This is a genomic window from Variovorax sp. PDC80 (genome assembly GCF_900115375.1).
Taxonomy (GTDB): domain Bacteria; phylum Pseudomonadota; class Gammaproteobacteria; order Burkholderiales; family Burkholderiaceae_C; genus Variovorax.
Map to the genome: position 1 here is coordinate 245,524 of NZ_FOWG01000001.1, position 25,405 is coordinate 270,928.

A 25,405-nucleotide genomic window follows, 5' to 3' on the forward strand; every position below is an offset into this window, starting at 1 on the left:
CCGAACGTCCTCATCCCCGTGAGAAGAGGCTTTGTTGTCTCCTGTCATAGATTTTTCCTAGGCAGTTTCACCTGCTTTTTGGTCTTGCGGCCCCGGACGCTCGGACCAGTAGGAAGCGACTCGATAGCTCTTCCGGATGCAGCTTCCGCAAGCTTCAGGTCGCAGCGCGATTGCAGGTCCATCCAGAACTGTGGGGCGTCTCCGAACCAGTGGGCGAGCCGCAGTGCCGAGTCGCCTGTGATCCCACGTTTGCCGTTGATGATCTGCGTGATCCTATTGGCGGGGACGCCGAGCTGGCGCGCCAACTCACTCGGCGACACGCCAACGGCTTCAAGCCGGTGGGCGAGAACCTCACCTGGGTGATGCACTGACTCGGTCATACTGCGCTTCGAAATGGACAGGCTTTCGTCCTCGCTCCCGATGTATCGCGAACGTCAGGTCAAAAATTCTGACGATGTACGTCCATCGTACATTACATTCGTTTACTCGATGAACAATGATGGGGTGCCGCGGGTGGGCCTGAGCAGAGCGGGACGTCCCTGCTCGGTGGAAACAAGGGGGCAATACCCGAGAGCCTGAACGGGAAAGCGCCGGGGCGAACATTGACTCTCAAGAGATGCCCGTGACGGCGAAAAATCAGCAGAAGCAGAGCGCGTTGAAGAACATGACGACCATTGATCTTTCCAACTGGCGTTTCTCGTTCGGAGGAAGCCTCCCCCAGTTCGATCGGACCAATCACTACAAAGCGCCAGAGATCATCGAGATCAAGACGCCGATCGAACTACTACTGCGTCTGGCCGACGACGACGCACACGATTCGGGCTTTCAGGGCCACATCCAAGAACGGCTGAAGAATGACTCCGCAGCCAAGAAATGGCATAGCCAGCGAACAAGAATCGGCGGCACGACGCACTTCAAGCTGTATCGGAAGAATCCGCACTACGATCTCTACCATGCCGCCGCACGCGCCATCGCCGCGGGCAGCGCCACGAGGGAACAACAGAGCTTGGTGTGCGGTCTCGATGGCGAGATCGCCGCCAGTCAGGTCCTTGTCCCGCCAGGCCAAGTACTGTTTCACGGACGAGGCGATCTGAACCTGCACACATCGCCGCCCTATCCTTCGTTCGTATCAACTTCACTCGATCCGGTCGTCTGCATCTATCACGCAGTCAAACGCCGGCTTCAGAAAGACTCGAGCGCCAAAGCAGTGATCTACGCGCTGACGCTACGAGACCCGCTGCCTGCCCTGTGGGGGAACGGCGGCGGCCTGAAGGAGTGGGAGCTTCTGCTTCAAACAAAGCTGACTTGCTCTGCAATAAAGACGCACCCAGGAACGCGGTTCGACATTGTCGAGGCAACCATCGGGTACTGAGAGACTTCGGCGCCTTCCTGTCCTACTGCTTATCCACACCCTTCTACGCCTACGCACGCCCACGCGGGTTTTGCTCGCAGCCGACAGCTTGGACAATTTGACCCAAACAAGGCCGCCGCCCTTCCCTGCGTCGAAGGCCTGCCTTGAGCGGAGGTCATCATGGGCAATGCGAGCCAGTGGGTGCTCATCAAGCGCTTCGCTGAGATCACGGGCTACAGCGAGAACGCCGTGCGGCACAAGGTCAAGGGCGGCGTCTGGGTCGAAGGGCGCGTCTGGCGCAAGGCGCCGGACGGCCGCATCTTCGTGAACGTGGCCGAGTTCGAGCGTTGGGTCGAGAGTGAACCCCACGCCGCTGCCTTCTAGCCCCTCGAAGACGCAACGCTTCCGGCGGTCACCGAGAGATCGATATACGCTCAATGAGCGTATACTGCCTCCAACGCAGTTTTTCCCGGTCGCACATGGCGGCGCGGGTTCTTGTCATCGGCACCCATGACCGACTCGAAGCCGCAAAGCCCCACGCCAGCAGCCATACGCGAAGCCCGCCTTGCCGCGGGCCTCACACAGACAGAGGCGGCACAAACGGTACGGGCGTCGCTGCGTGGATGGCAGCAATGGGAAGCAGGTGACCGGGCGATGCCGCCCGGTTTGTTCGAGCTGTTCATGCTCAAGACCGGGCAATGGCCGCTCGGCGATGAAGCGGAGAACTGAGTAGCGAGGATCCAAGACATGGCAGGTGCAGCAGCAACCAATACAGGTTTTCCCGGTGTGGAGGTACACGGCAAGTCCATCCGTGTCGCCTTCATGTACAAGGGTGCCCGCCATCGACACACGCTCGGCATCGAGCCGACCCGCAACAACATCAAACACGCCGCCGGCCTGCGCAGCGCAGCGTTGTTCGCGCTGAAGAACGGTAACTACAAAGAAACCGAGTTCTTCCCGCACTCGCGCGCGGCCGATAGCTCCGCCTCCAGCAAGCGCGTGGGTGATCTCTGCGAGCGCTACAAGCCGCTCAAGGCAGTGGACATCACGCCGGAGACGCAATCGCGCTACGAGGTCGCGCTCGACATCTGCGTGTCGACGTTGGGCCGCAATCGCGTGGTCGACACCCTGCTCCCCGAGGACATCCAGAAGCTGCGTGCGGATCTGATCGTCACACGCGCTGTCTCCACGGTGAACCACTACCTGGCGACCTTCGCTGGCTTCCTGTACTGGTGCGAGAACAACCATTACTGCGGCGAACTCGGCAAACACTGCGTGCGCTTCACCAAGAGCAGCAAAGACCCGGACCCGCTGACCTACAAGGAATACCTCACGCTGATCGAGAAGGGCTGCCTGCACCCCATCGACGAAGCCGCAGTGGCTGTGGCCATCTATACCGGGTTGCGGCCGGGCGAGCTGCTTGCGCTGGCAGTCGAGGATGTCGCGCCAGACTTCAGCAAGATCACGGTGCGCCGCTCGATCACGCAGTCGGTGACGTTCAAGGTGCCCAAGACCAAGAAGGAACGCACCGTGTTGCTGCAGCCGCCGGCGCGCGAAGCATTGAAGGTGCTGATCGCGGACGCGGAGCAGCGCGAACCGGCCGACCTGACCGTCTGGCTGAACCGCCATGAATCGCGCACCGACCGCGTGCGTGTGCTGCTGTCGCCGAAGACGCAGGCCCGCAAGAAGGTCGTCAATGACTACTTCGTGCCGAGCGCCTGGAACACTAAGTGGGCCAATCTGATCCGGCGCGCGGAGATCCGGCCTCGCCCGGCTTACCAGACTCGGCACACCTACGCCTGCTGGAACCTCACGGCACGGGGCAACCTGGCTTTCATCGCCAACCAGATGGGGCACAGCGACTATTCCATGCTCGTCACCGTTTATGGTCGATGGATAGATACAGAGTCCCCCAGAGAGCTGGAGCGCATTTGGGAGGGCATGCAAAACATGGCAAAAAGTGCCCCAAATTTGCCCCAAAAAAGTGATGTAGAAACGGTAAGTTATTGATTTTTATGGACAAATTAGAAGTTTCTACGCATACGCCCATGATGGCGCAATACCTCCGGCTCAAAGCGGACCATCCGGACACCCTGCTCTTCTACCGGATGGGCGATTTCTACGAACTCTTCTGGGCCGACGCCGAGAAGGCCGCGCGCCTGCTCGACATCACGCTGACCCAGCGCGGCCAGTCGGCCGGGCAGCCGGTCGTGATGTGCGGCGTGCCCTTCCACTCGGTCGACACCTACCTCGGGCGGCTCATCAAGCTCGGCGAATCGGTGGCGATCTGCGAGCAGGTGGGCGAGGTCGGCGCCTCCAAGGGCCCGGTCGAGCGCAAGGTCGTGCGCGTGGTCACGCCCGGCACGCTGACCGATGCCGAGCTGCTCAACGACAAGGCCGATGCCACGCTGCTGGCGGTGCATGCCGGCACGCGCAATTTCTGCGGCCTGGCCTGGCTCAGCGTGACCGGTGCCGAGCTGCGGCTGGCCGAATGCCCGGCCGACGCGCTCGAGGCCTGGATCGCGCGCATCGCGCCGAGCGAACTGCTCTACGGCGCCGAGGTCACGCCGGCCTTCGAGCAGCGGCTCAAGGCGGCGCGCAGCGCCACGCCCTTCACGCTGTCGGTGCGGCCGGCCTGGCAGTTCGATGGCGGCCTGGGCGAACGCAAGCTCAGCGAGCAGATGGGCAGCCAGAGCCTCGCGGCCTGGAATGCCGAATCGCTGACCAACGCCCATGCGGCGGCCGCCGCGCTGCTGGGCTATGCCGAGCACACGCAGGGCCGCGCGCTGTCGCACCTGCAGCGGCTCACGGTCGAGCGCGACGGCGACCTGATCGAGCTGCCGCCCACCACGCGGCGCAACCTCGAGCTGGTGCAGACGCTGCGCGGCGAGGACTCGCCCACGCTGTTCTCGCTGCTCGACACCTGCATGACCGGCATGGGCAGCCGCCTGCTCAAGCGCTGGCTGCTGGCGCCGCGGCGCGAGCGCGGCGACGCGCAGGCGCGGCTCGAGGCCATCGGCGCGCTGCAGGCCACCGTGCTCGGCGGCGCCGGCGCGCCCTGGCGCACGCTGCGCGAGCAGCTCAAGAACACCAGCGACGTGGAACGCATCGCGGCGCGCATTGCGCTGCGCCAGGTGCGCCCGCGCGAACTGCTGGCGCTGCGGCTGGCGCTGGCCAAGGCCGAGCAGCTCGCGCCCGCCCTGCCCGGCGCCGCGGCGCTGCTGGCGCAGATCGCCGAAAGGCTGGCGCCGCCGCCGGGCTGCGCCGAGCTGCTCGCGAGCGCGATCAAGCCCGATCCGGCCGCGCTGGTGCGCGACGGCGGCGTGATCGCCACCGGCCACGACGCCGAACTCGACGAGCTGCGCGAGATCAGCGAGAACTGCGACGACTTCCTGCTCAAACTCGAGGTCAGCGAGCGCGAGCGCACCGGCATCAGCAACCTGCGCGTGCAGTTCAACCGGGTGCACGGCTTCTACATCGAGGTGACGCAGAGCGCGCTGTCGAAGGTGCCCGACAACTACCGCCGCCGCCAGACGCTGAAGAACGCCGAGCGCTTCATCACGCCCGAGCTCAAGGCCTTCGAGGACAAGGCGCTGAGCGCGCAGGACCGCGCGCTGGCGCGCGAGAAGTGGCTCTACGAGCAATTGCTCGACGCGCTGCAGGCCTCGGTGCCCGCGCTCACGCGGCTGGCCACGGCGCTCGCCACGCTCGACGCGCTGTGCGCGCTGGCCGAGCGCTCGCACACGCTGCACTGGCGCGCGCCGAGCTTCGTCTCGCACCCGTGCATCGAGATCCAGCAGGGCCGCCACCCGGTGGTCGAGGCGCGGCTGGCCGAGAAATCCTCGGGCGGCTTCATCGCCAACGACACCCAGCTCGGCCCGCAGCAGCGCATGCAGGTCATCACCGGACCCAACATGGGCGGCAAGTCGACCTACATGCGGCAGGTGGCGATCATCGTGCTGCTGGCCTCCATCGGCTCGCACGTGCCGGCCGCGGCCTGCCGCCTGGGGCCGATCGACGCCATTCACACCCGCATCGGCGCGGCCGACGACCTGGCCAACGCGCAGTCGACCTTCATGCTCGAGATGACCGAGGCCGCGCAGATCCTGCACGGCGCCACCGCGCAGTCGCTGGTGCTGATGGACGAGATCGGCCGCGGCACCAGCACCTTCGACGGGCTGGCGCTGGCCGCGGGCATCGCGGCCCAGCTGCACGACCGCGCCAAGGCCTTCACGCTGTTCGCCACCCACTACTTCGAGCTCACGGAATTCCCGGCCACGCACCATGGCGCGGTCAACATGCACGTGAGCGCCACCGAGGCCGGCCGCGACATCGTGTTCCTGCACGAGATGCAGCCCGGCCCGGCCAGCAAGAGCTACGGGATCCAGGTCGCGCGGCTGGCGGGCATGCCCGCGGCGGTGGTCAACCATGCGCGCCAGGCGCTGGAAGCGCTCGAGTCGCAGCATGCGCAAACTCGTGCACAGGTCGACCTGTTCGCACCGCCCCCGGCCTCCGAAACCCCCATGGTCAGCGCCGTAGAATCCGCGCTGTCCGCGCTCGACCCCGACGCGATGACCCCGCGCGAAGCCCTCGACGCGCTCTACGCCCTACAGAAACTGAATGCACGCGACCGCGGAGCCCCATGAGCAGGCACTGCTCTTGCGAGACCAAAAAATGACTTATTGCGTAGGCATCAAACTCAACGCCGGCCTGGTGTTCCTGTCCGATTCGCGCACCAACGCGGGCGTGGACCACATCAGCACCTTCCGCAAGATGATCGTCTACGAGCAGCCCGGCGACCGCGTCATGGTGCTGCTGTCCTCGGGCAACCTCAGCATCTCGCAGTCGGTGCGCGAGATCCTGCAGATCGAGGAACTGCGCGAGACGCAGGAGAACGGCGAGCCCGGCACGCCGACCACGATCTGGAACGCCAAGAGCATGTTCGATGCCGCGCGCGTGCTCGGCTCGGCCGTGCGCCACGTCTACGACCGCGATGCCGAGGCGCTCAAGCATGCGGGCCTGGACTTCAACGTCTCGTTCATCTTCGGCGGCCAGGTCAAGGGCGAGGGCATGCGCCTGTTCCTGGTCTACGCGGCCGGCAACTTCATCGAGGCCACGACCGAGACGCCCTACTTCCAGATCGGCGAATCGAAGTACGGCAAGCCGGTGCTCGACCGCGTGCTCACGCCCGAGACACCGCTCGACGAGGCCGCCAAGTGCGCGCTGGTGTCGATGGACTCGACCATGAAGTCCAACCTCTCGGTCGGCCTGCCGCTGGACCTCGTGGTCTACGAGGCCAACAAGCTCGAGACCGACCGCGTGATCTGCATCGACGCCGACAACCCCTACTACCGCATGGTGCACAACAGCTGGGGCCAGAAGCTGCGCGAGGTGTTCGACAGCATCGAGGACCCGGTATGGGACGACAGCGCCACCGAGCATCCGCTGAAGATGCCGGCGACGCGGCACGGCGCGCTGCGCAAGATCTCCACGCCCGACGAAAAGCTCATCTGAACGCTGTGCCGCCGATCGTCTTCTCGCACGGCAACAGCTTTCCCGCGAGCACCTATCGCGTCGTCCTCGACAGCCTGCGCAACCGCGGCTTCGAGGTCGATGCCATCGAGAAATTCGGGCACGACCCGAAGTACCCCGTCACCGACAACTGGCCGCACCTAGTCGAGCAGCTGGCCGACTTCGCGCGGCCGCGCGCCGAACGCGCGGGCGGGCCGGTGTTCCTGGTCGGCCATTCGCTCGGCGGCTTCCTGAGCCTGATGTGCGCCGCGCGGCATCCCGAGCTGGCGCGTGGCGTGGTGCTGGTCGATTCGCCGATCCTCGGCGGCTGGCGCGCCAACACGCTCAACATGGTGAAGCGCACGCCGCTCATGAAGAGCATCTCGCCCGGCGCGATCAGCCGCCGGCGCCGCAACAGCTGGGAGCACCGCGAGGCGGTGTTCGAACATTTCCGCAGCAAGAAGGCCTTCGCGAAGTGGGACGAGCAGGTGCTGCACGACTACATCGACCACGGCACCAACGACCGCGAGGACACGCGCGCGCTGAGCTTCGACCGCGACGTCGAGACCGCCATCTACAACACGCTGCCGCACAACCTCGGCGCGCTGCTGCGCAGCCATCCGCTCAAGTGCAAGGCGGCCTTCATCGGCGGGCGCCAGTCGGCCGAGATGAAGCGCGTGGGCATGGCGATGACGCAGCAGGTGACCAAGGGCCGCATCGCGATGCTCGACGGCACGCACCTGTTTCCGATGGAGAAGCCGCTGGCGACGGCCGCGGCGATCGAGGCGGCTGTACGCAACCTGATGGGCTGACAGGGCCTCAGCGGAAGCGCGCCCGGTAATCGAGCGGCGGCACCCCGAAGCGCCGCTGGAACGCGCGCCGCATGATCTCCTCCGAACCGAAACCGCAGCGCTGTGCCACCGCCTTGATGGTCGCGCCCGAGGATTCGAGCAGCCGCGTCGCGCGGTCCAGCCGCATGCGCTCGACCGCATGCGCGGGCGTGACGCCGGTGCGCTGCAAATAGAAGCGCGCGAAGGTGCGCGGCGCCATCGCCATGCGGTCGGCCAGCCGCGCCACGTCGAGCGTCTCGTGCAGGTGCTCGTCGATCCAGCCATGCAGCGACTCGACGCGCGGGTCCTCGGCCTCCTGCGCGAGCAGCGCGCTGCTGAACTGCGACTGCCCGCCCGGGCGCTTGTAGAACACCACCAGCTTCTTCGCCACGCCGATGGCGATGGCGCGGCCGAGGTCGGCCTCGACCATGCCCAGCGCCATGTCGATGCCGGCCGTGACGCCGGCCGAGGTCCAGCGGCGGCCGTCGCGGAAATAGATCGCGTCGCGCTGCACCTCGATGCGCGGGAAGGCCGCGCTCAGCGCATCGCAGGCGCCCCAGTGGGTGGCGGCGCGGCAGCCGTCGAGCAGGCCCGCGCGGCCCAGCACGAAGGCGCCGGTGCAGACCGAGGCGACGCGGTCGAAGCGCGCGCCATGGCGGCGCAGCCAGGCCTCGGCGGCCTCGGTGCCGCCACCGCCCACTTGCGTCGACGGGTTCCAGGCGGCCGGCCCGCCGGGCGCGACGACGGTGCTGGTGCCCGTCTCGGCATGGCGCACGCGCGCGGGCCAGGCCTCGGCCTGCACCGCGAGCCCGCTCGAACTCGCCACCGGCCCCGCCTCGGCGGCCAGCACGCGCGTACGGTAGACCGGCGCGCGGCCCGCGAGCCGCAGCTCGTCGTTGGCGGTGGCGAACACCTGCAGCGGCCCCGACACGTCGAGCAGCTGGAAGCGCTCGAACACCACGAACCAGACGGGCAGGATCGACATGGAAACGTTGCCTTCGCGAAGGAGAAAGACGCAGCAGACCCGAAGCCGGCGGGCCGCGCCAGGGCTGGCAGGAATGATGGGGCAATTGTCTCGAATGCCAGCCCGTCGCTTCCTAGACTGGGCCGATCCCCAACCTGGACCACCTGGAGTCTCCCCATGAAGATCGGCATGCTCGTCTTTCCCGACATCACCGCGACCGACTACGTCGCGCCCGCGGACCTGCTGGTGCGCATTCCCGGCGCCAGCCTCTCGCTGGTGTGGAAGCACACCGACCCGATCCGCACCGAGCTCGGCTGGGAGTTCCGCGCCACGCAGGCGATGGCCGACTGCCCGCAGTTCGACATGCTCGTGGTGCCCGGCGGCCCCGGCGTCGCGGCGCTGTTCGAGGACCGCGAGACGGTCGACTTCCTCGCGCGCCAGGGCCGCGGTGCGCGCTGGGTGGTCGGCATCTGCACCGGCCCGCTGCTGCTGGGCGTGGCCGGCCTGCTCGAGGGCTACGAGGCCACCTGCCACTGGGCCTCGCACGAACTGCTGGCGATGGTCGGCGCGACGCCGCGCGACCAGCGCGTGGTGGTCGACCGCAACCGCATCACCGGCGCCGGCGTGACCTCGGGCATCGACTGCGCGCTGCGCGCGATCGCGCAGGCCACCGACGACGACACGGCGCGCGCGATCCAGCTGTTCGCCGAATACGACCCGCAGCCGCCGTTCGACAGCGGCGCGCCAGCCAAGGCGCCGGCCCACATCGTCGAGGCGGCGCGCGCGCGCGTGGCCGGCGTGGTGGCCGAGCGGCGCGCGATCCTGGCGCGCATCGGGCGCACGGCCCCGGTGGCCGCCTGAAACGAAGGAGGACTGCATGACCACGTCCCTGCCCCGCCGCTCGGCGCTGGCCCTCGGCGCCGGCCTGCTGGCCGCGCCCTTCCTGCGCGCGCGGGCCGAAGGCAACCCGATCCGCATCCTCGTCGGCTACGCGGCCGGCGGCCCGGCCGACATCGCCGCGCGCATCGTGGCCGAGAAGCTGGCGCTGCAGCTGCAGCAGCCGGTGGTGGTCGACAACCGGCCCGGCGCCGGCGGCCAGCTCGCGGCGATCGCACTCAAGGCCGCGCCGGCCGACGGCTCGGTGCTGATGCTGACCAACACCCACACGGTGGCGACGGTGCCGCTGACGGTGAAGAACCCGGGCTTCTCGACCACGCGCGACTTCCGGCCCGTGGGCAGCGTCGCCACTTTCGAGCTCGCGCTCGCGACCAATCCCGCGACAACCAACGCCTCGAACCTCGCGGCCTTCGGGCGCTGGCTCGCCACGCACCGCGGCGATGCCGCCATCGGCGTGCCGGCCGCTGCCAGCGCACCCGAGTTCATGGCGAGCCGGATCGCGCGCCACTTCCAGGTCGAGAGCCTGCCCGTGCCCTACAAGGGCTCGGCGCCGATGCTGCCCGACCTGCTCGGCGGCACGCTGCATGGCGCGATCACCAGCGTGTCGGACTTCCTGCCCTACCACCGCAGCGGCCGGCTGCGCATCCTCGCGTCGACGCGGCGCACGCCGCTGCTGCCCGAGGTGCCGTCGTTCGAGGAGGCCGGCCTGCCCGGCATGGAGCTCACCGAACTGCTGGGCCTCTACGCGGGCGCCGGCGTGCCCGAGGCCACGGTGGCGCGCTACAACGCCGCGCTGGCGCAGGTGCTGGCCCAGCCCGAGGTGGTGGAGAAGTTCAGGGGCCTCGACATGACGACCGTGCCCGGCACGCCGGCCGACCAGGGCGAGCGGCTCGCGAAGATCGACCGCATGCTCGGGCAGCTCGTGAAGGATTCGGGCTTCAAGCTCTGAGTCAGACGTCCGCGGGCTCGCAGCGCACCGCGTCGCCCGTGCGCAGCGGGCCGCCCGCGAGCACGCGCGCGGTCAGCCCGCCGTGGCCGCGCATCGCGTTGTAGCCGCCCGGGCCCAGCAGCTCCTCCATGCGCGAGCAGGGCTCGCACGGGCCGGTGATCTCGAGCCGCACCGTGTCGCCGAGCCGCAGCACCAGCGGCTGGTCGCGGAACAGCGAGCGCGCGGCGATCAGGTTCAGGCCCGACACCACGAGGTTGCGCCGCAGCAGCGCGGCGTCGATGGCCGCATGGCCGGCCAGCGCGGCGATCGCGCCCAGGTGCTCGGCCTGGATCAGCGTGACCTGGCGCTTGCCGCCGGGTCTGGCCGCACTCGCGCGGTCGCCTTCCAGTCCCAACCCCGCGAGCGCCTGCGCGCCCTCGACGGCCTGCACCGGCACGCGCCGCGCGGGCCGCAGGTAGACGGCCTCGAGACGGCCGGCGCGCGGAAACTGGCGCATGAGTTCGCGAAGGTCGGGCATGCGCGCGATTGTCCGTGGCACCGCGCACGCGCCAGCAAAACCACGGCGGCGATACAAATTGCAATAACTGGCGACAATCCAGGGAAATCGCCCCGCCGTCATGTCCACGCCCCTTCCGGAAACTCCCGAACCCGTGTCGCTGACCCCCGCGCTGGTGGTCGAGGACGATCCGGCCATGCAGCAGCGGCTGGCCTATGTGCTCGGCACGCTGGGCTGCACCGCGCCGCAGATCGCCTGGGCCGACAGCGTGGCCTCGGCACGGGCGCTGCTGGCCGAGCGCAGCTTCGGCGTGGCACTGGTCGACATCGGGCTGCCCGACGGCAGCGGCGTCGACCTGATCGGCTGGCTGCAACAGCACCACCCGCGGCTGCCGGCGGTGGTGATCTCGGCCTACCGCACCGAGGAAACCATCTTCGCGGCGCTGCGCGCGGGCGCCATCGGCTACCTGCTGAAGGAACGCGACGACCTCGAGCTCAGCATCGCGCTGCGCAGCATCGAGCAGGGCGGCGCGCCGATCGATCCCGCGATCGCGCGGCGCATCCTGGGCTGGCTCACGCACCAGCCGAACGCCGCGCCCGCGACCATGCCCGCGCCGCTGCCGATCCCGGCCATGACCGCCGACACCCAGCCCGGCGAGCTGCTGCCCGCGTCGGGCATCGCGCCGCGCAAGGAGGAAGCGCCCGCCGCCGCGCTGCTGAGCCGGCGCGAGCACCGCATCCTCGAACTGGTGTCGCAGGGCCTCAGCAACCGCGACATGGCCGAAATGCTCTCGATCTCCCGATTGACCGTGGAATGCCACACCAAGAACATCTACCGCAAGCTGGCCGTCGGATCGCGCACCGAGGCGGTCTACCAGGCGCGGCTGCACGGGCTGCTGCGCTGAGCTTGCTGCGCCGCTTGGCCGCGGCGCTGGCGCTGCTGCTGTGCGCGCATGGCGCGCTGGCCCAGGACTTCCCCGCGCTGCGCATCGAGGCCGTGCGCGCCACCGGCTGGCACGACACGCGTCCGCCCGAGGACGGCTGGGAGCCGGTCGCCGCCCTGCCCGACAACTGGGCCGACCGCTGGAGCGGCTTCGACGGCGTGGCCTGGTACCGGCTGCGCTGGGAACAGCCCACGGAACCGCGCGAGACCGGCCTGCTGCTGCACTACCTCAACATGGCCGGCGCCGTGTACCTCAACGGCACGCCGATCTCGCGCGACGCCAGCCTGGTCGAGCCGCTGACGCGGGCCTGGAACACGCCGCGCTACTGGCTGCTGGCGCCGCCGCTGCTGCGCGCGGGCACCAACACCTTGCTGGTGCGCGTCTCGGGACTCGCGGTCTACCAGGCCGGGCTCGGGCCCGTCGTGGTCGGGCCGCCGGCCGTGCTGCAGGCCACCTACGAACGCGAGCGCGTGGTGCGGCGCGACCTGCAGGTGCTGGGCCTCGCGGTCAGCGCGGCGGTGTCGGCCTTCTTCGCGGCACTGTGGCTGCTGCGGCGGCGCGAAACGGCCTATGGCTGGTTCGCGCTGATGTCGATGCTGTGGCTGCTGTTCGGCTACAACCAGATCGCCACCAGCCCCTGGCCCTTCGCCACCACCTCGGCCTGGCAGGCGCTCAACACCTCGCTGCTGCTGGTCTTCAGCACCGCCTACGCGGTGTTCGCCCTGCGCTTCTGCGACCGCCGCATGCCGCTGCTCGAGGGCGTTTCGCTGCTGGCGGCGGCGATCGGCGTGCTCGACCTGTGGCTGACCGCGCCCGCCGCGCTGCCGCTGCACCGCGCGATCTGGACGCTGGTGGGCGGGCTGACGATCATCGTGGTCAACAGCGCCGCCATCGTCCACGCCTGGCGCCACCGCGGCAGCCCGATGCGCTCGCTCGCGCCCTTCATGGCGGTGTCGGCGCTCACCGGCGCGCACGACCTGCTGGTGTTCACCCAGGTGATCGACAGCAACATCTACTACACCACCATGTCGTCCTACGTGCTGCTGCTGGGCATGGCGCTGACGCAGGCCGGGCGCTTCGTGCAGAGCCTGCGCCGGATCGAGAACTTCAACACCGAGCTGATCCAGGAAGTGAACGCGGCCAAGGACGAGCTCGCGGCCACGCTGTCGCAGCGCCATGCGCTGGAGCTCGCGCATGCGCGCATCGGCGAGCGCGTGAACCTCGCGAGCGACCTGCACGACGGCCTGGGCGGCATGCTGGTGGGCAGCATCGCGACGCTGGAGCGCACGCCCGAGCACCTGAGCGCGCCGCAGCTGCTGGCCATGCTCAAGCGGCTGCGCGACGACCTGCGGCTGATCATCGACGCCAACGGCCGCGACGACGGCGCGCATGCGCTGGCCGACCTGGTCGCGCCGCTGCGGCATCGGCTCACGCAATTGCTCGAGGCCAACGGCATCGAATGCCGCTGGCGCGTGGAAGGCCTGCAGGCGCTGACGCTCGCGCCCTCGCAGAACCTCGACCTGCTGCGCTTCCTGCAGGAGGCGCTGACCAACGTGCTGCGCCACAGCGGCGCGCGGCGGGTCGACGTGTCGCTGGTGGAAGAGAACGGCCAGCTGCGGCTGGAGGTGCGCGACGATGGCCGCGGCTTCGAGCCCGAGGCGCCGCCGCGGCCCGATGGCACCGGCCTGCGCAGCCTGCGCACGCGGGCGCGGCGGCTGGGCGGGGCCTTCGAGATCGCCTCGGCGCCCGGCGCGACGCGCGTCGGGCTGCGGATGCCCGTCGGCGCGACCTGAGGTGAAAAGCTAAGGCCTTACTCGGCCCAGACGATCCAGCCCTGCCAGGCGGTGACCAGGATCAGGATGCCGAAGGCAATGCGGTACCAGGCGAACGGGATGAAGCTGTGCGAGCTGATGTAGCGCAGCAGCCAGCGCACGCACAGCCAGGCGCTCAGGAACGAGAACAGCAGGCCGACCGCGAACAGCGGGATGTCGGCCACCGACAGCAGCGAGCGCACCTTGTAGAGGCTGTAGACGCCGGCGCCGATCAGCGTCGGGATCGCGAGGAAGAACGAGAAGTCGGTGGCCGCCTGGCGCGACAGCCCCAGCAGCATGCCGCCGATGATGGTGGAGCCGCTGCGGCTGGTGCCCGGCACCATCGCGAAGCACTGCACCAGGCCGACCTTGAGGGCGTCCCAGGGCGTCATGTCGTCGACGTTCTCGACCCGCACCGAGCCCGGCGGCCGCTTCTCGGCCCACAGGATGATGAAGCCGCCGATGATGAAGGTGCTGGCCACCACGGCCGGCGTGAACAGGTGTTCCTTGATGACCTTGCCGAACAGCAGGCCCAGCACCACCGCGGGCAGGAAGCCGATCAGCACGTTGAGCGCGAAGCGCTGCGCCTTGGCCTGGCGCGGCAGCGCCACCACGGTCGAGCGGATCTTCTGCCAATAGACCATGATCACCGCGAAGATCGCGCCGGTCTGGATCGCGATCTCGAACACCTTGCCGCGCTCGTCGTCGAAGCCGCCGAGCAGCGAGCCCGCAAGAATCAGGTGGCCGGTCGACGAGATCGGGAGAAATTCGGTCAGCCCCTCCACGATGCCCATGACGGCGGCCTTGACCAACAGAACGATATCCAACGCGTACTCCTTGAAAGAGCGGCAATTATCGCGAGGGAGCCGGTCAGGTCCGGTTCAGGCTCCGGAGGGTCGCGGGTGCCGGTCTCCGGCCGATTTTCGTATCGTTCTATGACATACCTAGTTTGGGGGATGGCGCCTACCGCCGGGCACGGTCACAGTCCAACCGCGCCGACGCCCCACGCCGGCGGCCAACCGAAGGACATTGCATGCTCGCCCCCGCGCCCGAGCGCGAAAAAGACGCCGACGAACACCTGCTGTGCCTCGAAGAGCACGCGTCGACCGCCGACGACCATGCGGCGCATGCGCGCCACGATGCGCGCCGCCGCGAGGCCGAACGCCAGGCCGCGCTGTGCCGCGCCGCCCGCGCCACGGGCGCCTCGACCGGCGAACTCGAACGGCTCGCGCGCTGCCTCGGCGAGATCGACCGCTGCGGCCGCGGCGCCACGCTGGTGGCCGAGGGCCAGGTCGCGGCCGACCGGCTGTCGCAGCGGCTGCAGCCGCTGGACCTGGAAGACGGCCACATGGCCTGGCAGATGGCCGGCGCCGCCGAATACATCGAACGCGGCCTGACGCAGGCGCTCGACCCCGCCCACGACCACAAGTGGTATGCGCGCTGGCAGCTCTGGAGCTTCCTGCTCGGCGGTGCCGACGCCGCCCATGCGCTGGCGCTGCAGGGCCTGGCGCTGCGGCCCTGCGGCCCGCGCGATCCGCAGGCCGACCTCACGGCGCGCGCGCGCCGCATCCTCGAGAGCTGGCGCCGCACCTCGGGCCCTTACTTCTGGAGCGCGATGGAGGACTGCGTGCGGCAGCAGGGCTTCTCGCTCGAGACCCAGGCCTACCTGATGCACGCGGTGGCGACGCTGTTCGACGGCGACGCGATGAAGCTCTCGAACGCCGAGTGCGAGCGCCTCAACGAGCTGCTGGTCGAGACCTACTGCGACGCGCTGGGCACCAGCGGCGCCATGCCCTCGGCCGAAATCTACCGCCGCATGGCCGCCGGCCTGCAGGCCGTGGACCGCGAGACCGGCCGGATGCGCGCGCTCGGCCGCAGCGACGCGGCGCAGATCGCGGCCACCGCGATCTACACCCTGCTGCGCGGCGACCGTTCAGCCTGAGGTGCGTCGGCGCAGCGCGCGCACCGCGCTGTCGACCGTGGTCAGCACCGGCAGCCCCGAGGCCCGTTCGCAGGCCGCGCGTGCGCGGGCCATGCTGAACTGCGCGAGCGCGATGTGGCTGCAGCCCTGCGCGCGCAAGGCCTCGGCCTGCCTGGCGATCGACGCATCGTGCCGCTCCCCGTCGCCCGCGTTGAGCGCCTCGAGCGCCCCTTCGGCGAGTGCCGGCACCAACGCGATGCCGGTCGGAAATTCGGGCGGCATCGAGGCCAGCGTGGGCGCGAAGGTCGCGATCAGCCCGAGCCGCGCGCCGGGGCCGGCCTCGCGCAGCGCCTGCACCGCCTCCTCCACCATCGCCTCGTTGGGCTTGAGCACCGGCAGCGTCGCATGGCGCCGCGCCACCGCCTCGATGCAGGAACCGAAGGCCGAGCAGGTGAAGAGGATGCCCTCGGCGCCGGTGTCGACCGCGTACTGCGCGAGCCGCTGGAAGCGCTCGTGCATGGCCGCGTCGAGCCCGCGCCCGTCGCGCGCGAGATCGGCCGACAGGCTGTCATCGAGCAGGTTCATGCGCAGCGCCTGCGGCCAGTCGCGCGCGAAGGCGTCGTTGATGGGCGCGACCGAATGCGCGAGCGCGTGGATCAGGGCGATGCGGGTCATGGGGACGTGATGCGGCTCAGATGCCCTTCGACGAGGGATTGGCGAAGGCTTCCTTCGTCTCGGCGTTGAGCGGGTAGTTGATGTTGATGCCCTTGGGCGGAATGGGCGAGGTGAACCACTTGCCGTAGAGCGTCTCCATCTCGCCGGACTTCATCATGCCCGAGACCACGCGGTCGACGATGGCCTTGAAAGCCGGATCGTCCTTGCGGAACATCAGCGACTGGTTCTCGGTGCGCAGGCTCTCGCCGGTGATCAGGAAGTCCTTCGGGTTGCGCGCGTTCGCGAGTTGCCCGGCCAGCAGGATGTCGTCGAGCACGAAGGCCTGCGCGCGGCCGCTCTCCACCAGCAGGAAGGAGTCGCTGTGGTCCTTGCCGCCGAGGCTCGTGACCTCGAGGTTCTTGCCCTTGTCGGCCTCGCGCAGCAGCCGGAACGAGGTGGTGCCGGTGGTGGTCACCACCGTCTTGCCCTGCAGGTCGGCGATGCTCTTGATGCCCGAATCGGCCTTCACCAGCATGCGCACGTTGTAGCGGAAGATGTCCGGAGAGAAGGCCACCAGCTTCTGGCGCTCGACCAGGTTGGTGGTGGAGCCGCACTCGATGTCGACCGTGCCGTTCTGCACCAGCGGGATGCGGTTGGCCGAGGTCACGGCCTGGTAGCGGATCTCGATCGCCGGCATTTTGAGTTCGCTCTTCACCGCCTCCACGATGCGCTTGCAGATCTCGATGCTGTAGCCCACGGGCTTGAGGTTGCCGTCGAGGTACGAGAAGCCGAACGAGGACTCGCGGTAGCCGAAGGTGATGGCGCCGCTGGCCTTGATCTTGGCGAGGGTGTCGCTCTCCTGCGCGCTCGCGCAGAGCGCCGGCAGCACGAGGGCGGCAGCGAGCAGGAAGGAAAACGGCAGGCGTGGCTTGGGCATGGAGGTGCTCCTCGAGGCGGTGGGTGAAGGAAAAAGGAAGGAAGAAGCGCGGACTCAGCCCGCGGCGCGGCGCGTGACCGCGTCGATGGCATCCGCGAGCCGCGCGGCGATCTCGCGCAGCTCGTCGCGCGTGGCGACGAAGGGCGGCGCGAGCAGCACGTGGTCGCCCTGGCGGCCGTCGACCGTGCCGCCGAAGGGATAGCACAGCAGCCCGCGCGCCATCGCCTCCTTCTTGACGGTCGCATGCAGCTTGAGCGCCGGATCGAAGGGCGTCTTGCCCGCGCGCTCGGCCACGAGCTCGAGGCCCCAGAAGAAGCCGCGGCCGCGGATGTCGCCCACGTGCGGATGGGCGCCGAGCGCGTCGGCCAGCATCGCGCCGAAGGCCGTTCCGTCATCGCGCACCTTCGCGACCAGGCCCTCGCGCCGGATCGTCTGCTGCACCGCGAGCGCGGCGGCGCAGGCCATCGGATGGCCGAGGTAGGTGTGGCCATGCTGGAAGAAGCCGCTGCCCTGCGACATCGCCTCGACCACCCTGCGCTGCGCGAGCACCGCGCCCACCGGCTGGTAGCCGCCGCCCAGGCCCTTGGCGATGGTCATCAGGTCGGGCACCACGCCCTCCTGCTCGCAGGCATGCAACGTGCCGGTGCGGCCCATGCCGCACATCACCTCGTCGAGGATCAGCAGCACGCCGTACTTGTCGCAGACCGCGCGCACCGCCTGGAAGTAGCCCGGCACCGGCACCAGCACGCCGGCGGTGGCACCGCCCACGGTCTCGGCGACGAAGGCGATCACGCGGTCGGCACCCTGCGCGAGGATCGCGGCCTCGAGCTCGTTCGCGAGCCGCTGGCCGTACTGTGCCGGGCCCTCGTCGGCACGCTGCTCGCGGTACGGATAGCAGGGCGACACGTGCGTGGCCGGCACCAGGATCGGCGCGAAGGGCTCGCGCCGCCAGGCATTGCCGCCGACCGCGAGCGCGCCCAGCGTGTTGCCGTGGTAGCTCTGGCGCCGCGCGATGAAGTGGGTGCGCTGCGGCTGGCCGATCTCGACGAAGTACTGGCGCGCCATCTTGAGCGCCGCCTCCACCGCTTCGGAGCCGCCGCTCACGAGGTAGGCATGGCTCATGCCTTCGGGCGCCGCACCGATCAGCTCGTCGGCCAGGCGCTCGGCCACCTCGCTGGTGAAGAAGCTGGTGTGGGCATAGGCCAGCCGGTCGATCTGCGCATGCATCGCGGCCAGCACCTCGGGATGCGCATGGCCCAGCGAGGACACGGCCGCGCCGCCCGAGGCGTCGAGGTATTCGCGGCCCTCGGCGTCGCGGATGTAGAGGCCGTGCGAGCCCATGGCGACGGGCGGGGTCTGGCGGAGATGGCGGTGGAAGACGTGCGTCATGGCGTGAGGACAGGCTGGGGGAGTTTGGAACCAACGTTTCGAGCTAATTATTTATTGGAACATTTGTTCCGTCAACTGTTCTACTCGTTTCGCCTGTTCCAGCCCCCGCCCGGAACAGCGGGCGCGCCTCCGGTACATTCGTTCCAACGCCAGAGACCAAGAGGAACGACGCCATGGGCGCCAGAGACCAGATCCGCCAGCGCTTCGACGACCTGAGCCCCGCGCTGCAGCAGGTGGCGCGCTACGTGCTCGACCATCCGAACGAGGTGGTCACGGGCTCGATGCGCGGCATCGGCACGCGCGCGCAGAGCACGCCCGCCACGCTGGTGCGCTTCGCCCAGACGCTGGGCTTCGACGGCTGGCCGCAGCTCAAGGCCGCCTTCGCCACCGACATGGGCCTGGGCGCCGAGGCCTACGGCGCGCGCGCCCAGCAGCTGGTGGGCCGCGCGCGCGACCGCGGCCTGACCGGCGAGATGTTCGAGGTGCAGCGCCGCAACCTCGAGACCACGCAGCAGCAGAGCGAACAGGCGCTGCAGAAGGTCTGCGCGCTGATGGAGAAGGCGCCGGCGGTGCACGCGGCCGGCTTTCGCGCCTGCTACCCGATCGCCTTCTCCTTCGTCTACGTGTACCGGCTCTTTCGCGGCAGCGTGCACCTGGTCGACGGCCAGGGCGGCACGCTCGAGATGCAGCAGCGCGCCTTCGGGCGCGGCGATGTGGTGCTGATCGCGAGCTTCGCGCCCTACTCGCGCGAGGCGCTGCAGGTGGCCGAGGCCGCCAAGGCCGCGGGCAGCCGCATCGTGGCGCTGACCGACAGCCTCGGCTCGCCGCTCTCGCTGCGCGCCGACGAGACCCTGCTGTTCACCATCCATAGCCCCTCGTTCTTTCCCTCGGTGGCCGCCGGCGTGGCCGTGGCCGAGGCGCTGGTCGAGCTGCTCGCGAGCCGCGCCGGCAAGGCCGTGATCCGGCGCATCGACCAGGCCGAGGCGCAGCTGTTCGAGTCGGGGGCCTACCTGGTGCCGCCGGTGGCGCGCGGCGGTTGATCGCGCGGAACCCCTGGCGAGGCCGGGCAGTCCAACCCCGGTCGCGGTCGCGCGTCCTGCTGTTGCCGCGACAGGAGGTAAAGACCATGAAGCAAGTGAAGCATTGGCAAGACCCGGTCAACGCCGTCCTCGGCGTCTGGCTGATCGTCTCGCCCTGGGTCCTGGGCTTCCAGGGCCACACGCTCGCCATGTGGGGCGCGATCGGTACCGGCCTCGTGCTCGGTGCCGTGGCACTGGGCGCGACCTTCGTGCCGCAGGCCTGGGAGGAGTGGACCGAGGTCGCGCTCGCGGTCTGGCTCGCGGTGTCGCCGTGGGTGCTGGGCTTCGGCGGGCTCGAGGTGGCGCTGGTCAACGCGGTGCTCGCGGCCGCGGCGATCCTGGTGCTGGCACTGTGGGTGCTGGTGACCGACAAGGACTACCTGGGCGGCATGACGGACCGCCCGGCCCATTGAGGCCCTGAAGGTCCTTTCCCGAACGCCGCCGGCCGCCGGATGAATTGCGGCGCGGCGGCGACTCCAGGGACGCGCGCGATGCCGCGCGCGTCCGCGACCTTTCCCCGATCCGCCTTGCCGACGCGATCAGCGCGTGGCCGGCTGCGTGCCCGCGTCCGCGAGCCACTCGGCCTGCCAGCCGCCGCCGAGCGCCTGGATCAGCGCAATCGCCGACGACTGGCGGTTGACCTGCAGCTGCACCAGGGAGCGCCGCGCATTGAGCGCGGCGACCTGCGCGGTCACGACCTCGGTGTAGCTGACCTGCGCCGCGCGGTAGCGGTTGAGCAGCTGCTGCTCGGTCTTGTCGGCCGCGGCCGAGGCCTCGCGCCGCAGGCCTTCCTGCTGGGCCAGCGTGGCACCCGCGCTGAGCTGGTCCTCGACCGCCTGGAAGGCCGTCAGCACGGTCTGGCGGTAGCGCGCCACGGCCGCTTCGTGGCCGGCCTTCGCCGAGTCGACGTTGGCGCCGATGGCGCCCGCGTCGAACACCACCTGCGCCACCGACAGCCCGAGCGCCCACAGCGTGTTCGAGGCATTGAACAGGTCCTTGACCTTGCTCGCGTTGCTGCCCACCGAGGCATTGAGGCCGAAGTTCGGGAAGTAGGCCGCGCGCGCGATGCCGATCTGCGCATTGGCCGCGGCCACCGAGCGCTCGGCCGCCGCGATGTCGGGCCGGCGCTGCAGCAGCGTCGAGGGCACGCCGGTCGGCACGCCCGGCACCGTCGGCGTCCACTTCGCGGCCGCCAGGCTGAAGTCGGCCGGCGCCGCGCCCACCAGCACCGCGATCGCATGCTCGTAGGTGGCGCGCGTGCGCTGCAGGCCGACGCGGTCGGCGCGCGCGTTCACGAGCTGGGTCTGCGCCTGCAGCACGTCGGTCTGCGCGGCGATGCCGGCCTGATAGCGGTTGTTGGTGATCTCGTAGGCGCGCTGGTAGCCCTCGATGGTCTCGTCGAGCAGCACCATCTCGGCATCGGCCTCGCGCAGCGAGAAGTAGTTGGTGGCCAGTTCGCCCACCGCCGACAGCCGCGCCGCCGCGAGGTCGGCCTCGCTGGCCTGCGCATTGGCCTGCGCGCTGCTGACTGCCGCGCGCAGCCGGCCCCAGACATCGGGCGACCAGTCGGCCGCGAGCGTGGCCGAGAAGGCGTTCGAGGCATTGCTGTCGCCGCCGATGTTGCCGCTGCGCTTGCCGTTGCCGCTCAGCGAGACCGAGGGGAACAGCGCCGCGCGCTCGCCGCGCACCAGCGCCTGGGCCTGCGCGTAGTTGGCGACCGCGGCCGCGATGTTCTGGTTCGACACCTGCACCCGGCCCGCGAGCTCGTCGAGCACCGGGTCGCCGAAGAGCTTCCACCATTCGCCGCGTTCGAGCGTGTCGGCCGGCGCGGCCGGCAGCCAGCCCTCCGCGGTCTTCTGTTCCTTCCAGCCCGCGGGCGACACGGCAGCCGGCACCTGGTAGGCCGGGCCGACGGCGCAGCCCGCGAGCAGCGCGGCGAGCGTCGCGGCCAGCGCGATGCGCTTCGGAAAGAAGGGAGTCTGGAACAGGGAGGCGGGCATTCTTCGAACGGCGCGTGCGGGCCGTGGTGTCTTTGTCGTTGCGGTCATGGCTGGACCTCCATGGTGCGGCTCAGGTGGCTTTCGTCGGCGCCGCGGCGGCGCAGCTTGTCGAGCAGCAGGTAGACCACCGGCGTGGTGAGCAGGGTCAGCACCTGGCTGGCGATCAGCCCGCCGATGATCGCCACGCCCAGCGGCCGGCGCAGCTCGGCGCCCTCGCCGAAGCCGATCGCCAGCGGCAGCGCGCCGAGCGCGGCCGCCATGGTGGTCATGAGGATCGGGCGGAAGCGCAGCAGGCAGGCCTCGCGCACCGCTTCCAGCGGGCTCAGGCCGCGCGAGCGCTCGGCCTCGAGCGCGAAGTCGATGATCAGGATGGCGTTCTTCTTCACGATGCCGATCAGCAGGAACACGCCGATCAGCGCGATGATGGAGAACTCCATGCGGAACATCAGCAGCGCCAGCACCGCGCCCACGCCGGCCGAGGGCAGCGTCGACAGCACGGTGATCGGGTGCACCAGGCTCTCGTAGAGGATGCCCAGCACGATGTAGATGACCACCAGCGCGGCCAGGATCAGCATCGCCTGCTGGCCCTGCGACTGCTGCGCCGCGAGCGCCGTGCCCGCGAAGGCGCCGCGCACGTTGATCGGCATCGCGATGTTGGCCTCGGCCTTGGCGATCGCCTCGCGCGCATCGCCGAGGTTGGCGCCCTCGGCCAGGTTGAACGAGATGGTGGTCGCGAGCTCGCCGTCCTCGTGGCTCACCGAGGTCGCGACCGAGCGCTCGACGAACTTCGCCACCGAGGACAGCGGCACCAGCGTGGTCGGCGTGTTGCTCAGCACGTTGCCGGTGGAGGCGTTGCGCGAGCCCGCGTTGGCCGACACCGGCACCGTGGGCGTGGTGCTCGAGGCGGTCGACGCGGTGCCGGTCTTCGAGCCCGTGGCCGTGTTGCTGGTAGCCACCGAGGTCGACTGGTTGGTCGTGCCGTTGGCCGCCACCTGCGTGGTCACGGTCTGGCCCGCCACCACCGAGGTGCGCGTGGCCGGCACGTAGACGTCGCGCAGCGAATTCGGGCTGCGCGTGTAGCGCGGCGCCCACTCCATCACCACGTGGTACTGGTTGAGCTCGGTGTAGATGGTCGCCACCTGGCGCTGGCCGAAGGCGTTGTAGAGCGCGTTGTCCACCGCCTGCGAGGTCAGGCCGAGCCGGCGCGCGCTGTCGGGGTCGACCTCGGCCACCGTCTCCACGCCGTTCTGGTCCTGGTCGGTGTCGATGTCCGTGAGGTTCGGCTGCAGCCGCAGCTCGTCGGCCAGCTTGCCGGCCCAGGTGCGCAGGTCGGCCAGGTTGTCGCTCTTGAGCGTGTACTGGTAGGTGGAGTTGCTCGAGCGCCCGCCCGAGCGCACGTCCTGCACCGTGTTGAGGAACACGCGCAGGCCGGTCACCTGGTTGAGCTGCGGCCGCAGCCGCGCGATCACGGCCATGCCGCTCTCGGTGCGCTGGTTCGCGGGCTTGAGGTTGACGAACATGAAGCCGCCGCCCGCGCGCGAACCGCCGATGAAGCCCGTGACGGTGTCGACCGCCGGATCGCGCCGGATGATGTCGACCACCTCGCGCAGCTTGGCCGCGAGCGCCTGCGAGGAGATGCTCTGGTCGGCACGCAGGCCGCCGTTGAGCTGGCCGCTGTCCTGCTGCGGGAAGAAGCCCTTGGGCGCCGCGCTGAACAGGTAGACGTTGAGCCCGATCACCGCCAGCAGGATCAGCGCCACCAGCGCCTTGCTGCCGAGCGCCCAGTCGAGGCTCACCTCGTAGCGCTTGAGCACCCACTCGTAGCCGCGTTCCGACCAGCGCGCGAAGCGGCCCGGCGGCCTGGTCTTGTCGGCCTCGCCGCCGCGCTTGAGCAGCCAGGCGCACATCATCGGCGTGGTGGTCAGCGAGATGACCAGCGAGATCATCACCGCCGCCGACAGCGTGACCGCGAACTCGCGGAACAGCCGCCCGACCTGGCCGCCCATGAACAGCAGCGGGATGAACACCGCCACCAGCGACACGCTGATCGACAGCACCGTGAAGCCCACTTCCTTGGCGCCGAGCAGCGCGGCCTTCATGCGCGTCATGCCGGCCTCGATGTGGCGGCTGGTGTTCTCGAGCACCACGATCGCGTCGTCGACCACGAAGCCCGTGGCCACCGTGAGCGCCATCAGGCTCAGGTTGTTGAGGCTGAAGCCCAGCAGGTACATCACGCCGAAGGTGCCGAGAAGCGCGACCACCGTGGCCACGGCAGGCACGACGGTGGCGCGCGCGCTGCGCAGGAACAGGCTGACCACCAGCACCACCAGCAGCACCGAGGCCACCAGCGTGAACTCGACCTCGTGCAGCGAGGCGCGGATCGAGCTGGTGCTGTCGGAGGCCACGCGCAGCTCGACGTCGGGCGGCAGCTGCGACTGCAGCTCCGGCAGCAGCGCGCGCACGCCGTCGACCGTCTCGATGATGTTGGCCGAGGGCTGGCGCGTGATCAGCACGATCACCGCCGGCTCGCCGTTGAACAGGCCCAGCGTGCGCGTGTCCTCGACGCCGTCGTAGACCTCGGCCACGTCGGCCAGCCGCACCGCCGCGCCGTTGCGCCAGGCCACCAGCATCGAGGCGTAGTCGCTCGCGCGCAGCGCCGGCGTCTGGGTATAGACCTGCAGCTTGCGCCCGTCGCCCTGCACCATGCCCTTGGGCCGGTTCGCGTTCGAGGCCTGGATCGCGGCGCGCACGTCCTCGGTGCTGATGCCGTAGCGGTTGAGCGCGAACGGCAGCAGCTCGATGCGCACCGCCGGCAGCGAGCCGCCGCCGATCTCCACGTCGCCCACCCCGTCGACCTGCGACAGCCGCTGGCTCACGATGTTCGACACGGCGTCGTAGATCTGGCCCGGGGTCTTGGTCTTCGAGGTCAGCGCCAGGATGATGACCGGCGACGAGGCGGGGTTGGCCTTGCGGTAGGTCGGGTTGCTGCGCAGGGTGGCGGGCAGGTCGACACGGCTCGCGTTGATCGCGGCCTGCACCTCGCGCGCGGCGCCGTCGATGTTGCGGCTGAGGTCGAACTGCAAGGTGACGCGGGTGGAGCCGACCGAGCTGGTCGAGGTCATCTCGTTGACGCCGGCGATGGTGCCCAGGTGGCGTTCGAGGGGCGTCGCGACGCTCGTGGCCATGGTCTCGGGGCTGGCGCCCGGGATGGAGGCGCGGACCGAGATGACGGGGTAGTCGACTTGCGGTAGCGGGGAGACCGGGAGGACGAAGAAGGCTGCGATGCCTGCCAGGGCTATGCCGATGGTGAGGAGGACTGTGCCTATGGGGCGGCGGACGAAGGGGCGGGAGAGGTTCATCTCTTGCCTCCTTCTTTGATTTCCTGCTTTGGTGTGTTGGCTTGCTGCCGGTCTGCCTCTTGCAGAGGGCGTTGGCCGGGTCTCGCCCCGGCGGGCGACTTACTTTTCTTGTTTCGCCAAGAAAAGTAAGCAAAAGAAGGCGACCCCACTGTCTGCGACCCGCAGCGAAGCTGCGGGCAACCTGCGGTGCTCGCGTTTCGCGGGGTCTCGCAGAACTCGCTTCGCTCAAACAGCTGCGAGCCCTGATCCGCGAAACGCTGCGCTCCTCGGCGCAGCCAGAGGGGATCAGGGTCAACGCGCCATGGCGCGTCCTT

General features: G+C 69.5%; 23 protein-coding genes. 14 read left to right on the plus strand and 9 right to left on the minus strand.

Annotation, left to right across the window (positions count from 1 at the left end):
* Positions 1-44 precede the first annotated feature (44 nt).
* On the minus strand, positions 45-380 hold the full coding sequence (locus tag BM109_RS01095) for a HigA family addiction module antitoxin (protein WP_093339789.1): 336 nt from the start codon (positions 378-380) through the stop codon (positions 45-47).
* Positions 381-622: 242 nt separating this feature from the next.
* Here BM109_RS01095 and BM109_RS40595 point away from each other — a divergent pair, with 242 nt between their 5' ends.
* From BM109_RS40595 to BM109_RS01130, 7 genes are all read left to right on the plus strand, one after another.
* Positions 623-1,372: a hypothetical protein gene (locus BM109_RS40595; RefSeq protein ID WP_143129051.1), complete on the plus strand. Its 750-nt coding sequence runs from the start codon at positions 623-625 to the stop codon at positions 1,370-1,372.
* Positions 1,373-1,531: 159 nt separating this feature from the next.
* Positions 1,532-1,735, plus strand: a complete 204-nt coding sequence (locus BM109_RS01105; RefSeq protein ID WP_093339794.1) for an excisionase — start codon at positions 1,532-1,534, stop codon at positions 1,733-1,735.
* Between the two features lie 126 nt (positions 1,736-1,861).
* Positions 1,862-2,080: a helix-turn-helix domain-containing protein gene (locus BM109_RS01110; RefSeq protein WP_093339797.1), complete on the plus strand. Its 219-nt coding sequence runs from the start codon at positions 1,862-1,864 to the stop codon at positions 2,078-2,080.
* A gap of 18 nt (positions 2,081-2,098) precedes the next feature.
* Positions 2,099-3,361, plus strand: coding sequence for an Arm DNA-binding domain-containing protein (locus BM109_RS01115; protein WP_093339799.1), 1,263 nt, complete (start codon positions 2,099-2,101; stop codon positions 3,359-3,361).
* A gap of 5 nt (positions 3,362-3,366) precedes the next feature.
* A complete protein-coding gene (mutS, locus tag BM109_RS01120; RefSeq protein WP_093339802.1) occupies positions 3,367-5,997 on the plus strand; it encodes a DNA mismatch repair protein MutS in 2,631 nt (876 codons plus the stop codon).
* A 28-nt stretch (positions 5,998-6,025) separates the two neighbouring features.
* On the plus strand, positions 6,026-6,865 hold the full coding sequence (locus BM109_RS01125; RefSeq protein WP_057592829.1) for a proteasome-type protease: 840 nt from the start codon (positions 6,026-6,028) through the stop codon (positions 6,863-6,865).
* Between the two features lie 5 nt (positions 6,866-6,870).
* Positions 6,871-7,674, plus strand: coding sequence for an alpha/beta fold hydrolase (locus BM109_RS01130; protein ID WP_093339804.1), 804 nt, complete (start codon positions 6,871-6,873; stop codon positions 7,672-7,674).
* Between the two features lie 7 nt (positions 7,675-7,681).
* Here the strand turns inward: BM109_RS01130 and BM109_RS01135 are convergent, their stop codons facing one another.
* The gene (locus tag BM109_RS01135; protein WP_093339807.1) at positions 7,682-8,677 is read right to left on the minus strand and encodes a GlxA family transcriptional regulator; all 996 of its coding nucleotides are present in this window, start codon (positions 8,675-8,677) and stop codon (positions 7,682-7,684) included.
* A gap of 156 nt (positions 8,678-8,833) precedes the next feature.
* On the opposite strand from BM109_RS01135, the gene BM109_RS01140 reads away from it, so the two are divergent.
* Both BM109_RS01140 and BM109_RS01145 read left to right on the plus strand, forming a co-directional pair.
* Positions 8,834-9,517, plus strand: coding sequence for a DJ-1/PfpI family protein (locus tag BM109_RS01140; RefSeq protein WP_093339809.1), 684 nt, complete (start codon positions 8,834-8,836; stop codon positions 9,515-9,517).
* A gap of 16 nt (positions 9,518-9,533) precedes the next feature.
* Positions 9,534-10,502: a tripartite tricarboxylate transporter substrate-binding protein gene (locus tag BM109_RS01145; RefSeq protein ID WP_093339812.1), complete on the plus strand. Its 969-nt coding sequence runs from the start codon at positions 9,534-9,536 to the stop codon at positions 10,500-10,502.
* A gap of 1 nt (position 10,503) precedes the next feature.
* Here the strand turns inward: BM109_RS01145 and BM109_RS01150 are convergent, their stop codons facing one another.
* A complete protein-coding gene (locus BM109_RS01150; RefSeq protein WP_093339815.1) occupies positions 10,504-11,019 on the minus strand; it encodes an MOSC domain-containing protein in 516 nt (171 codons plus the stop codon).
* A 100-nt stretch (positions 11,020-11,119) separates the two neighbouring features.
* Here BM109_RS01150 and BM109_RS01155 point away from each other — a divergent pair, with 100 nt between their 5' ends.
* Both BM109_RS01155 and BM109_RS01160 read left to right on the plus strand, forming a co-directional pair.
* Positions 11,120-11,902, plus strand: a complete 783-nt coding sequence (locus tag BM109_RS01155) for a response regulator transcription factor (protein ID WP_093339817.1) — start codon at positions 11,120-11,122, stop codon at positions 11,900-11,902.
* Positions 11,903-11,904: 2 nt separating this feature from the next.
* Positions 11,905-13,734, plus strand: coding sequence for a sensor histidine kinase (locus BM109_RS01160; protein ID WP_256222249.1), 1,830 nt, complete (start codon positions 11,905-11,907; stop codon positions 13,732-13,734).
* 17 nt (positions 13,735-13,751) lie between these two features.
* Here BM109_RS01160 and BM109_RS01165 read toward each other — a convergent pair whose 3' ends face one another.
* Positions 13,752-14,579: an undecaprenyl-diphosphate phosphatase gene (locus BM109_RS01165; protein WP_093339823.1), complete on the minus strand. Its 828-nt coding sequence runs from the start codon at positions 14,577-14,579 to the stop codon at positions 13,752-13,754.
* Between the two features lie 206 nt (positions 14,580-14,785).
* Between BM109_RS01165 and BM109_RS01170 the strand changes: the two genes are divergently transcribed.
* Positions 14,786-15,694 (plus strand): hypothetical protein, encoded by a 909-nt coding sequence (locus BM109_RS01170; RefSeq protein WP_093339825.1) that lies wholly within the window; start codon positions 14,786-14,788, stop codon positions 15,692-15,694.
* Here BM109_RS01170 and BM109_RS01175 read toward each other — a convergent pair.
* The 3 genes from BM109_RS01175 to BM109_RS01185 are packed head-to-tail and all read right to left on the minus strand — an operon-like array spanning position 15,686 to position 18,653.
* Positions 15,686-16,348 carry an aspartate/glutamate racemase family protein gene (locus BM109_RS01175; RefSeq protein WP_093339827.1) on the minus strand — a complete coding sequence of 221 codons (663 nt, stop codon included), beginning with the start codon at positions 16,346-16,348 and terminating at the stop codon, positions 15,686-15,688. The genes BM109_RS01170 and BM109_RS01175 overlap by 9 nt on opposite strands.
* Positions 16,349-16,364: 16 nt before the next feature.
* Entirely contained in the window at positions 16,365-17,264 is a 900-nt protein-coding gene (locus tag BM109_RS01180; RefSeq protein ID WP_093339830.1) for an amino acid ABC transporter substrate-binding protein, read from the minus strand.
* 54 nt (positions 17,265-17,318) lie between these two features.
* Positions 17,319-18,653 carry an aspartate aminotransferase family protein gene (locus BM109_RS01185; protein ID WP_093339832.1) on the minus strand — a complete coding sequence of 445 codons (1,335 nt, stop codon included), beginning with the start codon at positions 18,651-18,653 and terminating at the stop codon, positions 17,319-17,321.
* A 173-nt stretch (positions 18,654-18,826) separates the two neighbouring features.
* Between BM109_RS01185 and BM109_RS01190 the strand changes: the two genes are divergently transcribed.
* Both BM109_RS01190 and BM109_RS01195 read left to right on the plus strand, forming a co-directional pair.
* Positions 18,827-19,693, plus strand: a complete 867-nt coding sequence (locus tag BM109_RS01190; RefSeq protein ID WP_093339835.1) for a MurR/RpiR family transcriptional regulator — start codon at positions 18,827-18,829, stop codon at positions 19,691-19,693.
* 86 nt (positions 19,694-19,779) lie between these two features.
* Positions 19,780-20,145, plus strand: coding sequence for an SPW repeat protein (locus BM109_RS01195; RefSeq protein WP_093339837.1), 366 nt, complete (start codon positions 19,780-19,782; stop codon positions 20,143-20,145).
* 126 nt (positions 20,146-20,271) lie between these two features.
* Here BM109_RS01195 and BM109_RS01200 read toward each other — a convergent pair whose 3' ends face one another.
* The gene (locus BM109_RS01200) at positions 20,272-21,732 is read right to left on the minus strand and encodes an efflux transporter outer membrane subunit (protein WP_093339840.1); all 1,461 of its coding nucleotides are present in this window, start codon (positions 21,730-21,732) and stop codon (positions 20,272-20,274) included.
* Positions 21,733-21,776: 44 nt separating this feature from the next.
* Positions 21,777-25,091 carry an efflux RND transporter permease subunit gene (locus BM109_RS01205; protein WP_093339842.1) on the minus strand — a complete coding sequence of 1,105 codons (3,315 nt, stop codon included), beginning with the start codon at positions 25,089-25,091 and terminating at the stop codon, positions 21,777-21,779.
* Positions 25,092-25,405 lie beyond the last annotated feature (314 nt).

Bases quoted from the DNA above. Each gene is read 5' to 3' on its own strand.
- BM109_RS01095 (WP_093339789.1), bottom strand. From the start codon at position 380: ATGACCGAGTCAGTGCATCACCCAGGTGAGGTTCTCGCCCACCGGCTT.
- BM109_RS01175 (WP_093339827.1), bottom strand. From the start codon at position 16,348: ATGACCCGCATCGCCCTGATCCACGCGCTCGCGCATTCGGTCGCGCCC.
- BM109_RS01205 (WP_093339842.1), bottom strand. From the start codon at position 25,091: ATGAACCTCTCCCGCCCCTTCGTCCGCCGCCCCATAGGCACAGTCCTC.
- BM109_RS01115 (WP_093339799.1), top strand. From the start codon at position 2,099: ATGGCAGGTGCAGCAGCAACCAATACAGGTTTTCCCGGTGTGGAGGTA.
- BM109_RS01180 (WP_093339830.1), bottom strand. From the start codon at position 17,264: ATGCCCAAGCCACGCCTGCCGTTTTCCTTCCTGCTCGCTGCCGCCCTC.
- BM109_RS01145 (WP_093339812.1), top strand. From the start codon at position 9,534: ATGACCACGTCCCTGCCCCGCCGCTCGGCGCTGGCCCTCGGCGCCGGC.
- BM109_RS01190 (WP_093339835.1), top strand. From the start codon at position 18,827: ATGGGCGCCAGAGACCAGATCCGCCAGCGCTTCGACGACCTGAGCCCC.
- BM109_RS01110 (WP_093339797.1), top strand. From the start codon at position 1,862: ATGACCGACTCGAAGCCGCAAAGCCCCACGCCAGCAGCCATACGCGAA.
- mutS (WP_093339802.1), top strand. From the start codon at position 3,367: ATGGACAAATTAGAAGTTTCTACGCATACGCCCATGATGGCGCAATAC.
- BM109_RS01200 (WP_093339840.1), bottom strand. From the start codon at position 21,732: ATGCCCGCCTCCCTGTTCCAGACTCCCTTCTTTCCGAAGCGCATCGCG.
- BM109_RS01195 (WP_093339837.1), top strand. From the start codon at position 19,780: ATGAAGCAAGTGAAGCATTGGCAAGACCCGGTCAACGCCGTCCTCGGC.
- BM109_RS01125 (WP_057592829.1), top strand. From the start codon at position 6,026: ATGACTTATTGCGTAGGCATCAAACTCAACGCCGGCCTGGTGTTCCTG.
- BM109_RS01135 (WP_093339807.1), bottom strand. From the start codon at position 8,677: ATGTCGATCCTGCCCGTCTGGTTCGTGGTGTTCGAGCGCTTCCAGCTG.
- BM109_RS01150 (WP_093339815.1), bottom strand. From the start codon at position 11,019: ATGCCCGACCTTCGCGAACTCATGCGCCAGTTTCCGCGCGCCGGCCGT.
- BM109_RS01170 (WP_093339825.1), top strand. From the start codon at position 14,786: ATGCTCGCCCCCGCGCCCGAGCGCGAAAAAGACGCCGACGAACACCTG.
- BM109_RS01105 (WP_093339794.1), top strand. From the start codon at position 1,532: ATGGGCAATGCGAGCCAGTGGGTGCTCATCAAGCGCTTCGCTGAGATC.
- BM109_RS01140 (WP_093339809.1), top strand. From the start codon at position 8,834: ATGAAGATCGGCATGCTCGTCTTTCCCGACATCACCGCGACCGACTAC.
- BM109_RS01185 (WP_093339832.1), bottom strand. From the start codon at position 18,653: ATGACGCACGTCTTCCACCGCCATCTCCGCCAGACCCCGCCCGTCGCC.
- BM109_RS01155 (WP_093339817.1), top strand. From the start codon at position 11,120: ATGTCCACGCCCCTTCCGGAAACTCCCGAACCCGTGTCGCTGACCCCC.